At 49.9% G+C, this 12483-nt stretch carries 11 protein-coding genes and 1 riboswitch; of the genes, 3 read left to right on the top strand and 8 right to left on the bottom strand.

Going from position 1 to position 12483, the window contains the following annotated elements; translation table 11 throughout:
• Positions 1-44 precede the first annotated feature (44 nt).
• The 3 genes from KEF85_RS13355 (at position 45) to KEF85_RS13365 (ending at position 1533) form a co-directional block, all read left to right on the top strand.
• Positions 45-278: a MoaD/ThiS family protein gene (locus KEF85_RS13355; protein WP_215581355.1), complete on the top strand. Its 234-nt coding sequence runs from the start codon at positions 45-47 to the stop codon at positions 276-278.
• A 1-nt stretch (position 279) separates the two neighbouring features.
• Entirely contained in the window at positions 280-735 is a 456-nt protein-coding gene (locus tag KEF85_RS13360; RefSeq protein ID WP_215581357.1) for a molybdenum cofactor biosynthesis protein MoaE, read from the top strand.
• Positions 736-825: 90 nt separating this feature from the next.
• The gene (locus tag KEF85_RS13365) at positions 826-1533 is read left to right on the top strand and encodes an FkbM family methyltransferase (protein ID WP_215581359.1); all 708 of its coding nucleotides are present in this window, start codon (positions 826-828) and stop codon (positions 1531-1533) included.
• Between the two features lie 138 nt (positions 1534-1671).
• On the opposite strand, the gene KEF85_RS13370 is transcribed toward KEF85_RS13365, so the two are convergent.
• The 8 genes from KEF85_RS13370 to recD form a co-directional block, all read right to left on the bottom strand.
• Positions 1672-2481, bottom strand: coding sequence for a formylglycine-generating enzyme family protein (locus KEF85_RS13370; RefSeq protein ID WP_215581363.1), 810 nt, complete (start codon positions 2479-2481; stop codon positions 1672-1674).
• A gap of 272 nt (positions 2482-2753) precedes the next feature.
• Positions 2754-5465, bottom strand: a complete 2712-nt coding sequence (locus KEF85_RS13375) for a formylglycine-generating enzyme family protein (RefSeq protein ID WP_215581365.1) — start codon at positions 5463-5465, stop codon at positions 2754-2756.
• A 12-nt stretch (positions 5466-5477) separates the two neighbouring features.
• The gene (locus KEF85_RS13380; protein WP_215581367.1) at positions 5478-6509 is read right to left on the bottom strand and encodes an AAA family ATPase; all 1032 of its coding nucleotides are present in this window, start codon (positions 6507-6509) and stop codon (positions 5478-5480) included.
• A gap of 400 nt (positions 6510-6909) precedes the next feature.
• Positions 6910-7998: an IS5 family transposase gene (locus KEF85_RS13385; protein ID WP_215581187.1), complete on the bottom strand. Its 1089-nt coding sequence runs from the start codon at positions 7996-7998 to the stop codon at positions 6910-6912.
• 91 nt (positions 7999-8089) lie between these two features.
• The gene (locus KEF85_RS13390; protein WP_215581369.1) at positions 8090-9436 is read right to left on the bottom strand and encodes a metallophosphoesterase family protein; all 1347 of its coding nucleotides are present in this window, start codon (positions 9434-9436) and stop codon (positions 8090-8092) included.
• Positions 9437-9826: 390 nt separating this feature from the next.
• Positions 9827-10120 (bottom strand): type II toxin-antitoxin system RelE/ParE family toxin, encoded by a 294-nt coding sequence (locus tag KEF85_RS13395; RefSeq protein WP_215581371.1) that lies wholly within the window; start codon positions 10118-10120, stop codon positions 9827-9829.
• On the bottom strand, positions 10114-10299 hold the full coding sequence (locus tag KEF85_RS13400) for a hypothetical protein (protein ID WP_215581374.1): 186 nt from the start codon (positions 10297-10299) through the stop codon (positions 10114-10116). Before KEF85_RS13400 ends, KEF85_RS13395 begins: the two co-directional genes overlap by 7 nt.
• A gap of 91 nt (positions 10300-10390) precedes the next feature.
• On the bottom strand, positions 10391-12022 hold the full coding sequence (gene recD / locus KEF85_RS13405; protein WP_215581376.1) for an exodeoxyribonuclease V subunit alpha: 1632 nt from the start codon (positions 12020-12022) through the stop codon (positions 10391-10393).
• Between the two features lie 338 nt (positions 12023-12360).
• Positions 12361-12465: riboswitch (TPP riboswitch) on the top strand.
• The last annotated feature ends 18 nt before the right edge of the window (positions 12466-12483 follow it).

Genomic DNA, 12483 nt, shown 5'->3' on the forward strand with positions numbered 1-12483 from the left:
AAGGGTGGCAACAAGCCGTTTATTGTAGTACCGGGTTAATCATTATGTCGATACATGTACGTTATTTCGCCAGCCTGAAAGAAACCGTGGGTCAGACAGACACCACACTGGAGCTGCTTGCCCCACTGAGCGCCCGGCAAATCTGGCAACAATTAAATCCGCAACTGCCTATTCCGGAAACAGTGCTCAGCGCTGTGAATATGCAGTATGTGGAACTGGACAGCCTAGTGCAGGATGGCGACGAACTAGCCTTCTTCCCCCCGGTTACCGGCGGCTGAGATGAGTATAGTCCTTACTGAACAGGTATTTGACCCCTGGCAGGCCATTGCCGAGCATCAGGCCAGAAACCGCGCCATCAGTGGCAAACATGGGGCAGTGAATGTGTTTGTCGGCACCATGCGCGATTTCAACCAGGGCGATAGCGTGCAGGCCATGTATCTGGAACATTACCCCGGCATGACCGAACAGCAGTTGCAGGCCATCCTCAACGCCGCCGCACAGCAATGGCCGCTGCTGGACAGCCTGATCATCCATCGCATTGGTAAAGTACTGCCCGACGAAACCATCGTATTAACCGCCGCCTGGGCCGCCCATCGCGGCGATGCTTTCGACGCCTGCCGCTTTATCATGGAAGCCCTGAAAAGCCGCGCCCCGTTCTGGAAAAAAGAAACCTTGGCATCGGGCAGTGAGCGCTGGGTAGAACATAATAGCGATGGCTATTTGCCCAAGGTGTAGCTATATTTCTGCCCATTAGCCGACTAGAATTAAGTCAAAAGTTAAAACCATGATAAGGGCGATCAAGTGAAAGTTAATAATTTTATAAGCTTGGATTCCGAATACGGCCGATTTATCGTCAACCGGCACTGTTCATTCCAAGCGGAAAGTCTGGTAAAAACCGGCAGACCGCATATCCAGAGCGAACTCGACAACATACTGGCCGTGATCAAGCAATTGCCGGATAACTGTGTCATCGTCGATGCCGGTGCCAATATCGGCCTGGTTTCCATTCCCATTGCCCAGGCGGTATTGCCCCGCAATGGCTTGGTCTATGCATTTGAAGTACAGCGTATGCTGTTCTACGCCTTGTGCGGCAGTGCCGCGCTTAACGACCTTGACAACCTGATTGTGAAAAATCTGGCGCTGGGATCGACAGCAGGCCTATTGCATGCCGGCAAACCCGATTACAGCCAGGCGCAGGATTTTGGCCTGTTTAGTCTGGTTAACCAAGCGGAAAATCAGGCAGAGCAGATTGAGGTAGTGACGATTGATTCCCTTGGTTTGCCGCGCTTGGATTTTTTGAAAATTGATGTTGAGGGCATGGAAATTGATGTGCTAAAAGGCAGCCGCAACACCATTCAGCAACATTTGCCCTGGTGCTGGATCGAATACTGGAAGGTCGACATTGCAGACATCAAAGCCCAATTTGCCGGGCTTGAATATAAGTTCTATTTAATGGACAGTTTAAACATGCTGTGCGTACCAATCAGCAAATTCGACAGTTCGACTTTATCTATCCAGATAAAGGCTGAATAGCCAAACTATCGTCACCTTGATATTCACCAACAAGCCCCGAGCAGTTAAAATAATGACCGTGATTCAGCAAGGCGGAAGCAAGACTACATGACAACCACCCTAGGCTACGCGGCTGCCCTGTACTTGATCAGATGCGCTTTATTCATTTAGGGCAAGACGGAAACCAGAGTTGAGGTTGCGGTAATCGGGCTGCCAGCTGAGACGGTAAGCTGAACGGCAGTAGCTGCCGCTGTTGAGCCACGAGCCGCCGCGCACCACGCGGGTAACGCCTTCCGCCGCACCCGGCGGGTCTGTCGTGACCGTCAAATCGTATTCGCCATACCAGTCGGCGCACCATTCCCAGACATTGCCGTGCATTTCATATAAGCCCCAGGCATTGGCTGGCAGGGATTTGACCGCCACGGTTTTTTGCCGCCACAATCCTTTTGCACCACCCGCATAGGGGTTATCGCCATCATAATTTACCTGTTCCGGGCTGATATTATCGCCAAATGAAAACGGGCCAAGCGTTCCGGCCCGGCAGGCATATTCCCATTCCGCTTCTGTGGGCAGCCGGGCTTGCAGGTTTTGTTCGGCAAGTAGGCCGTTCAATTTTTTAAGGAATTCCTGCACATCATCCCAACTCACCTGTTCCACCGGATTATTCAGATCGTCTTTAAATTCACTTGGATTTTCACCCGTCACCGCCTGCCAGAGCGCCTGGGTACAGACGCTATCCGCCAGCCAATAGCCTTTAGTCAGGGTCACCTGGTGTTGGGTTTCATCACTTCCACGTTGTTTTTCCGACTCCGGCGAACCCATTAAAAACTCACCCGGTTGAATCCAGCGCATTAACTGCCTCACACCCCGCACCTCCAGCACCGCATACAAACCATAAGCTCTATCCTCACCCCATTCTACCGCCCAGGCAGGGGGAAAATAGCTGAGCTGTTTTTGCAGAGTCATCATTAATACCCAAAGCCTATACAATTACCAAAACCAGTTATCACCGCAACCGTAGCCTCGATGCAGCAACGCGGAATCGAGGATCATCGCAGCTGATTTACCCCCTTAACACGGGATTTGCTGCATTAAACAAGTTTAGTCGCGTTATTTTAAAGCCGTCACCTCGATTCCGCGTTGCTGCATCGAGGCTACATTACCACCAACCAGCGCTACACAGCTATCAAACAGACCACCAGCCGCGCAGCGCCCCTGACCTGTACTTGACCGGATGCGCTTTATTCGTTTAGAGCTAGGCGGAAACCAGTGCTGAGGTAACGGTAATCGGGCTGCCAGCTGAGACGGCAAGCCGAACGGCAGAGCCTGCCGTCGTCACGCCACGAGCCGCCGCGCATAACGCGGACAACGCCTTCCGATGCACCGGGCGGGTCTGTCGTGACTGTAAGATCGTATTCGCCATACCAGTCGTCGCACCATTCCCAGACATTACCGTGCATTTCATATAAGCCCCAGGCATTGGCCGGGAAAGTTTTAACCGGTACAGTATGTCCTCGGTATAAACTTTTTTCACCATTTACATAAGGATAATTTCCGTCATAATTGACCTGATTGGAGTTAATATTTTCACCAAAGGCAAACGGTGTGCTGGTTCCGGCCCGGCAGGCGTATTCCCATTCCGCATCTGTGGGTAGCCGAGCTTGCAGGTTTTGTTCGGCAAACACGCCGTCAAGTTTTTGCAGAAATGCTTCTACATCATCCCAACTCACGCTTTCCACGGGCAGGCTGGCAAATTCCTTGAAAACACTGGGATTATCCCCCATCACCTCCCGCCACATTGCTTGAGTACAGGCGGTATCCGCCAGCCAATAGCCTTTAGTAAGGGTCACTTCGTGCTGGATTTCATGAATTTCTCGCTCCACTTCCGACTCCGGCGAACCCATCATAAACGTACCCGGCGCTATCCAGCGCAGGCGTTGGCTAACCTGGTTTAATTTCAGATCGGCGTAGAGGCCAAATTGATCCTGCCCCCAGCCGCTGGCCCATTTCGGCGGCTGAAACCGCTGAAAAGAAAGCCTGTGCCGACCTGTATGCAGTTCAAACCCATCAGTGATGGCCGGTACTTTGGATAACAACTGGTTTAGTTTAATGTTGTCACTACCGGCAAAATCCTCATTAAACCAGCTAAAGTAATCCTGAGTTTGGTCTGATTGCCGCCAAGCTAATAATACCGCCTGCCGGTCTAAGTCAATATCCGCTAGTCGGCTGGTATACTTAGACACGGATAATAAGTTTTGAGCTTGAATGAGTTCTAGATGCAAAGCGCTGTTTTGGCGTAAACAAAATGTTTGGGCTGGTTGTACCGGCAAACCCTGCAACCATGTAACCGGATCAATCTGTCCCGGCAATTTTTGCGGCACATCCACCGCCTTTGCCTGCATGATGGCCGCCGCTATAGTTGCCAGATATGGCTTATATTGTTGGTCGTTTTTTAAGGTCGGCCCCACCCACTCCAGATGGTGACCAGCCAGTTGAACCTGCAAAGCCCACGTTCCAGCTGAATCAGTCGGTTCAGCCACCTGCAAAGTGTTTTTCAAGCGTAAGAAGAACTCCCGTGCCTGCTGGGTTTCACTTTCAATATCTTTGTTTGAAGTCAAAGACTTGTTGGCTAAATAATGCCAAACCAAGGTTTCTTCGTGGCAAATAGCCTGGGGCAGACCGGCATGATAAGCGCGCAAACACGTCAAGGTTCTGGCTTGCAAAGCCTCCGGCAATTTTGCAAATTTTTCCCGCCATTCCTGCACCGCCCAGGGGCTGAGCGCGCAGGCGCTGGCGGCAGTATCCAATTGCGGAAAACACCAGACTTCGCCTTCCAGCCCGGCATCCTGGCCATATTGTGGTAAACAGCGGCGCAATTCGCGTAACAAGCCCGGCTCCACCCGGCTGGCCACAGCCATCATGCTTAACAAACTATCGCGATCTTTCGGTACCGCCGTCACTTGCGGCTGGGTTGATGGCAACAGGCGTGGTAGCGCTCTTAAACTACTGTCCGGGCTTAAACGCACGGTTTTAGCCAAACCCAACAATTCAGCCTGTAAATGCCGCGCTGCCACCGGAGCCAGAACGCTGACCACTACACCCTGCCGCTGCCAGTCACTTAATCTGTTCTGCCAGCATTGGCGGGGCCAAGGGTGTGCGGCATCCACCATGCCTAAATCAGACACCAGCAACAGGCTGTCCCCTGCCGACAACTTCGGCCAGGGGCTGAAGCCGGGCTGCGGGATACCATGCTGTATGACTTGTAATGACTGGGTTGGCAGCCCGTTTAATCGGAAAAACCGCACATTGCCGTGTAATACCTGCTGCAAGTGTCTGCGTAATTGCTGCCAGTCTTGCCAATAGGGCGTTAACCGATCTGAAAAATCCAGCACCACGATTAAGGGCGCAGGCCAGGCGCTACGCCTGCGGCGCGGCAATACCCGCAGCGCCTCCCCCTGAGCAATGTGTTTGATCAACAAAGGCATATCCAGTCCGGCGGCATGAGTAACAGCCACCAGTTGCCGAAGTTTTGGCCATAACCGGGTCCATGGCACTATGGGCGTATGCGGGGGGGGGGTATGCTTGGCTCGCCAGGGCCCTTGATCTTGCTGGGTTAAACCGCCCAATTCTGCACTGTTATCCGGTGCTGCTGCCAGCCATTCCGCGCTGGACACTACGGTTTGCAAGGAATGTAAATAATAGGGGTGAAAAATGCTGGATTGATCTGTGGCCGGCTCTGGCTGCTGCGGCTTTGGTTCCAGCTTTGCGCCTATGGGAATAAAGTCATCGTCCGGCCTGTCTTCCTGCTCCGGCAGTTTTTCAAACCCTAATTGTTCGGCAAATGATGCTTCCAACCGGGTATCGTTATTCGCTAAATGCAGTGCCTTCAATAAATCCGCCCAGCCCTGAACGCCCAGTGGTGTCTGCCTTGTAGCGATATAAGTTTTGCACATGGCTATCTTGGTTTAGCGCGTGGCAGCGGGGTTTTTCTGATAGGCAAACTTTGAAACCTTGTTAAGCCAGATTTCTTGACCCTCCTTGTCAGTAGCCAAGGCCTGCAAGCCGCGCAACAAATCCAGATATTCGGCCAGCCCTGGCCGGTAACTATCCAGCCCCGGATTATTCCGGGTATTGGTCAGCAATTCTGCGGCGCTTTCCAGAATGGCATCGTCTATGGGATTGTTACGAAAATGCACCTTGGCCCGCTGTTTAATCCATTCTTTAAATTCACCCTCCGGCTCTATGGTCAACACCAGACAGCGCCGCACAAAAGCCGCTGGTAATTCACGATCTTCGTTGGTGGTGATGATGATCAAGGGTTTTTTAGCCGGGTCGGCCTTGATTTCCTGTTCGCCATCCCAGGGCAAACGGAACCCGGTATTAGCTAGCACCTCCAGCAAGCTATTCGGCAATTCTGCATCGGCTTTATCGATTTCATCCAGTAATAATACGCAGCCTTGAGCTTCGGCGCGATGCTGTTGATTAACAGAGCTATTATTCGCCAATTGCAGGGTTTTATCGGGGCGTTGGGCAAAACTGCGCGAATGACGCTTAATGTCTTGTAAATGGTTTTCTGCTTTAGACCAGTCGATCGCCCACCACAGCACCCCCGGACTGACATAATTACGCGGGTCGGAAACATCCAAATCCGTTCCTGTCGCCTGACTGGGCTTGATACCAGCCCCCAGGGCTTGAGCATCCGCCAAACGGGCTATCGCATCAAACCGCCACAGCAAATCCTGCGGCTCGGTACGCGCTGTAACCACCTCATAAATAAAAGCCCGCCCCAGATACTCGGCCGCCGCCCGCGCCAGATCACTCTTACCGGTGCCGGGCAAGCCCCGCACCAGCAAAGGCCGCCCGCAAGCCACAGCCAGGGCTATGGCGTTTTGGGCGTTTTCGTCAAGCAAATACGCCGCTTCCGGCCAAGTGCCAGTGGCGGGCAGGTGTAGGGTTTTAGTATTAGCTGAAGGGGATGGCTGAGTTTGGTTATTCATGGGGTAAATTAAAAATATACTGTTATATCAGAAAGATAAGCCTATCAATTGGCATGGCAAAATAACCCAAGGCATTAATTCGACGGCATCCCATCAACAGACTTAAATGCTTTGCCAAACCGTACCAGTAATGCCCCAATTAATGGCTCGCTGGTATGCACCCACTCGCTTGGGTTATTCCCACCATAAACATAAATCCATAACAAATCACCTAACAGGATGTTGAAATTTACTCCCATGCCTTCGGCTTAAACCCTTAATATAGGGTTAATTTTTCGGCTGGAAGCCTTATCAGACCTGAATTTCCGTTTCTAGCCCAAAACTTCAGGTCTGGCTGTTCTAAATGGCCCTTTTCGGGGCTTCATTTCCGCCTTTTGGCGGTGGTTAGGCGCACGTCTGCCTAGGCGGTCGAACACCGCCAGCCAAAAATATTGCCCATTCGGGTCAGATTATAGGCGGCGAAGGTGAAGACAGTTTGTGCCGCTACTTTTTTTAAGCGACGGAATTTGGTTTGATGCAGACCACCTATGGTCTTGCTCCAGCCAAACACTTCTTCAACCCGTTTACGGATTTTGAGGCTGGTCTTGTATCCGGGATGGCGGGTGGTGCGGTGGTCAATGGCAGAGCCTTTGTTCTTCTGTGCCACATGCGGGGTGACTTTGAGAACGCGAATGTCGGTCACGAAGCTTTCAACATCGTAGCCTTTGTCTGCGCCCACTGTTGTACCCGGTTTCTTCACAGTCCGTTTGATCATGGTCTTCGCCGCTTCCCGCTCTGCTGTGCCGGTGGCGTGAGTGACTTCAACATCAACCACCAGACCGTTCCGGTTCTCCATCAGGGCATGGCCCAGGTAACAGAGCTGTGATTTGTCGCCTTCACTTTTTTTGTATAGCCGGACATCCGGGTCGGTGGTCGAGGCGTGTGTATCATTGCTGCGCTTTTCGCCTTTGAAGTTGACAGTCGGGTTACGCGTATCATCTTCCGGAGGTGAGCTTGAACCGTCTTTCTTGACAAAGCTTTTCATGGAAGCCCAGCCTTTAATCAGGGTGCCATCCACGGAAAAATGCTCGCTGGAGACCAATTCTTGCCATTCGGCAAGCAACAAGATGCGATCAAAAAACAAGCGGCAAATACGTTCATTCAGCAAGCGGTCACGATTGGCGCTGAAGGTGGAGTGATGCCAGACCTCATCATCCAGCGTCAGCCCCACAAACCAGCGATACAGCAGATTGAAATCAATCTGCTCCACCAACTGTCTTTCGGAACGAATGGTGAAAATCACTTGCAGCAAGCTGGCGCGCAATAGGCGCTCTGGTGGGATTGAATCCCGGCCCCGGCGGGCATAAAGCGCGTTAAATTCAGTATCCATGGTTTTCAAAAGGATATCGACGATGGCACGGAATTTCCGTAAGGGATGGTCTTTGGGAATCCGTTCTTCCAATGTCCGATAGCTAAAGAGTACATCTTGGGTGATGTCAGCGCCGCGCATAAAATCATTCCGTTGGAATATATAATAATGGAACTATTTTATCATATATAACAATTGCTTGCGATATTATAAACTCTTTGGCTCAATGAATTTATGCGGCTTGCAGGGGTAGATAAAATCGACAGCCTGCTAATTCCCGATAAAACTTATCGGCAACTTGATCTATCTGCAATTTATTATGCCCGCTATTTTCTTTTATTATTAAACCTTTAAAAACACGGGTACTTCTTGGCTGGTTACCATGACTTTTTAAATAAACAGCTAAGGTTTTTATATAATTTGGCTCATCGGGCTTATAGCCCATCATGTTCAGAGCATTTATGTTTTCTGGCTCATTGTCATCAGGATCAAGCATAAGCTCTTTCAAAAGGTCTTTGGCAATATTCTCGCAGGCGGCATCTGGATTAAATTCACCATCTTGGGGAAAATATCTGCCCTCCAATTCAAAATGAGGATTTCGCTTACCGTTTTTGTGTTCCATGCTATCTTGCCCAGGAATTTGCGGCGAAGTATTTCTTGCTAAGCTGATTAATTCAACAGTGTGTTTAAGCTCAACAGCAATTCGGGTCAAGCCTAAATCATCTTCATCTTTACATTTAACCACCAGTGTTTGTATTAAATAGGCAAAAAGTATTTTTACAGCTTCTTCGCTGGATTTATCAAACTTACCGGCATCAACAACGGCTTCTATAGCTGACAAGAAATGCCCAATTTGCGTATTGCGGTTGCCCGAACCGGTTACCAAAATGGTTGGCAAATCAGCTTCATCAAAAGCTGGAAAATCTTCGTCTTCGTGTAAAAATTTGCTGAATTCTTTTACTATAGGGTTTAATTCCGGTAGCTTCAGCTGTTCATCCAAAGTTTTTATCAGTTTTTGTAGCCTGGTTTTAGCACCCTTGTCTAATTTTTTATCTACTATATTGAACTTATCCTCTTTAGCCGCTTCAGTGGAAGGTGTTTTTGGGGGTTCGGATTTCGGGAAATTAATCGGCACCACCCCCTCTTCTTTCTTATGAGTTTGAGTGTCCTTAGTCCAGCTAGAATTCGTCCCATCCCAATGCCGCAAAAACACCAAGCCTTGTCCCGCAGCAACATCAAAACTAACCCAGTTATATGCATTAGCATAACGAGGATGTTCGGCTATCCTAAGGTCATAACCAGCACCAGCAGGAATAGTAACGCACTGGGTTAAAGGATTAGGAACAACTTTAGACCTATGCTCGTGGCCGTGCAAAATAAAATGGCTGGCGTCTTCCAACCGATCTTCTATGCCATGACGCTCAAAATCAGCCAACCATTCGAACGGATGATGTAATACCGTAATGCGAATATCAGCCTGGGCAATTTCATTTAGCGCATCGTGGATCTGGGGTTCGCCAACTACCAAATGATGCCTGTCGTCCACCTCGCCATTACTTGTTTTATTGCGGCCAGACATCCAAGCGGAATTCAGCCCTAATAAAGCAATGTTTTTACCGGCTATGGTTAGGTGTTTGATACTGGCATAGTCCGGTGAATCTTGCTCAGTGAGTCGCTATTTTTGCGAAAGCTTGTTTAGGGGCATCCCAGCCCCAACAAGCGGCAAAAATTACGCGACCGCTAATGCCTCCGGCGGCCCCGATTCGTCCTCCTCACCTCGTTCCGACCCAACAAGGGGATCGGAACTTCGGCTCCAAGTGACTTGACGGCGTTTCGCGATGCCTTGCAGGTTTTCTCCGCTTCGCTTCGAAAACCCGCCCGGCGCTACGCCTATCGGGGACTAAAAATCTTCGCTCCACTTACGTTCCGCTTCCAAGATTTTCAGCGGCCGCTTGCTACGCCTTATAATTTATTCATAAATATCATCAGCCTGCAAATGACGACGTTTATGAATAACAGCTAACACACTGATATGATCAGGTTTTATTTCATACAAAATTCGATAAGTGTATACTGATATTTCCCGTACCGATTCTTGATTAAATTCTGATACCACGCGGCCTCTGTTGGGTAGTTTATCCAAATTCATTGATTTTTTAACCAAATCATCTACTACCCGCTTTGCATAGTGCGCCGAATCCTGTGCTATAAAATCATGAATTTGCCGTAGTTGATTCCTGGCGTGGTTTGTCCATTTCACCATGACTGAATTTCGTTTAACAACGCTTCAGCACCAAGAGTATTATTCTCTTGATTATCCTGCTGGCCGCGTCTGATATTTTCCAGTACATAAAGCCGATACATAATGTCTTCCATATCTGCATTTTCTGGTAAAGTCTGAATAGCTGCTATGGCTTCCTGTTTTAGGGTATTTGTCTGCATGTTAAATACGCTCCTGAAATCGTCAATAATTTTGTTGTGTTGGCATTCCGCTTAGCTTTAACCCCATTGATATTATAAGGTTAACACGCTTCTATTGGGCCAGCGCTAACTTCTCCGCCAAACCACTCAACCGCTGCACACTTTTATTTACACAGTCAATAAACACTTCCCGGTCTGCGACTATTTTTACCTGTTGTTTGGCGCGAGTGATGGCGGTGTATAGCAACTCTTTGCTTAATACCGGATTAAGCTGCTCCGGCAGCATGATTAATACTTGTTCAAATTCCGAACCCTGGCTTTTATGCACAGTCATGGCAAATACGGTTTGGCAGGTTTGCAGGCGGGCCGGGGATATTTTTTTGCTGCTGCCGTCACCACGCGGAAAAAACACTTTTAATTGACCGGACTCGGCATCGGGCAGGCAAATGCCAATGTCGCCGTTAAACAGTTGCAAACTGGGGGTGTTGGCGGTGATCATCACCGGTCTGCCGGCATACCATGCCCCTTGCCTGTGGATGTTATGCAAGCGGCTGAGTTGCTGTTCCACACGAAAATTAATATCTGCCACCGAGTTTGGCCCTTGCTGGTTGGCGCATAACACCTGGAAGCGGCTAAACTCGGTAAAAACAGCCTTAAACTCAGCCCCACTGGCCATTAAAGCCAGATAGCGCCGATATTGCCCCACGGCATAATCCACAGCCTCTTCTGCCAGCAAGGCTACACCGGATTCACTACCGGGCTGGGTCAATAAATCCCAGGCCGTAGCGGCATGCTGCTGGTTAACGGCATCGGCCAGTTGTTTGATACCGGCATGAAAGCGGTGGGATTTAAGCAGTTCGATGGTATTGCCGGGCAGGCTTTGGGTTAAGTCCGCTAATACCGCGCCGGATTCCACCGAGGCCAGCTGATCTTTATCGCCCAGCAATATCAGGCGGCTGCCGGGTTTTAACGCATCCACCAGTTTGCTCATCAGCGCCAAATCCACCATAGAGCTTTCATCCACCACCAGCAAATCATAAGGCAAAGGGTTGTCGGCGTGATGGCGGAAATACGGCGTGGGCGGTTTGGCACCTAACAAGCGATGCAGGGTGCTGACCTGACTGGGAATCAGGGCGCGAATCTGCTCGGGCAAGTGCTGTTTGCTGTTATCTATGGATTCCTGCAAACGCATGGCGGCTTTGCCGGTGGGTGCTGCCAGGGCAATATGCAGGGACGGCTGGTTAAATTGTTGCAACAGCGCCAAAATTTTGACCACGGTGGTGGTTTTGCCGGTACCGGGGCCGCCGCTGATGATGGTTAAGCCCTGGGTCAACGCCCGTTGTGCGGCCAGTTTTTGCCAATCTGGTTCAGCATCCTGCCCTGGAAAGTAATGATCCAGCGCTGGTTGGCAATCAACAGCGGGAAAACCTTGCCGGCTCAGCGCGGCTAGTTGCCCGGCCAGACGGGTTTCGTATTGCCAATAGCGATGTAAATACAGGCGACCGGCTTCCACCACCAGTGGGGCCGGCTGATCGGGCTCAGCCAGGCCGGACGCTTGAATCAGCGCTACAGCCTCCGCGCTGATTTGCATACAGCTGTGTCCGGCACTTTGTTGGGCGGATAATTCCAGTATTAAACCTCTGAACTGAGTTTTGGCTTCACCTTGCAGGTGGCAGCGTTCTACTAAAAACTCGGCAAAACTATAATCAAGCCGACTGTATTGCTGTTGATAACTGGTATTCACACCCGGCGTCCTGTCTTGGTAATTTTGATGTGTATTATGCCAAAGGCTTGGGTAATTATTTAGCTTAGCCTTGAATCAACATATCGCGTTTTTAGGCCCATCTGCTTCGATGTTCCTCGATTTCACTGCGTTTCATCGCGGCTACGGCTGATATACAAACTCGGCTTCCTGTCTTGATAAATTTGAGTTGTATCATATCAAAGGCTTGTAATCTTTGAACAAATCGGTTTTTGTTTTGGTTAACACCATAAAACCCATTGTTTTATAAGTCTTTTGCGGCGGCAAACTTGGCGGATAAACTTGCAATTAAAACCATTTTCCATTAACCTTTCCGTCTGTTCCAAGGCTAGGGGTGCTTTTGTGGCAAAGCAGACAAAAGCTGAGAAAAACCCTTTGAACCTGATCCGGTTAATGCCGGCGTAGGAAAGCCAATTCTTACCTGCGCTCGCTGTTTTTAAATT

The sequence above is a fragment of the Methylomonas paludis genome, from assembly GCF_018734325.1.
Classification (GTDB): domain Bacteria; phylum Pseudomonadota; class Gammaproteobacteria; order Methylococcales; family Methylomonadaceae; genus Methylomonas; species Methylomonas paludis.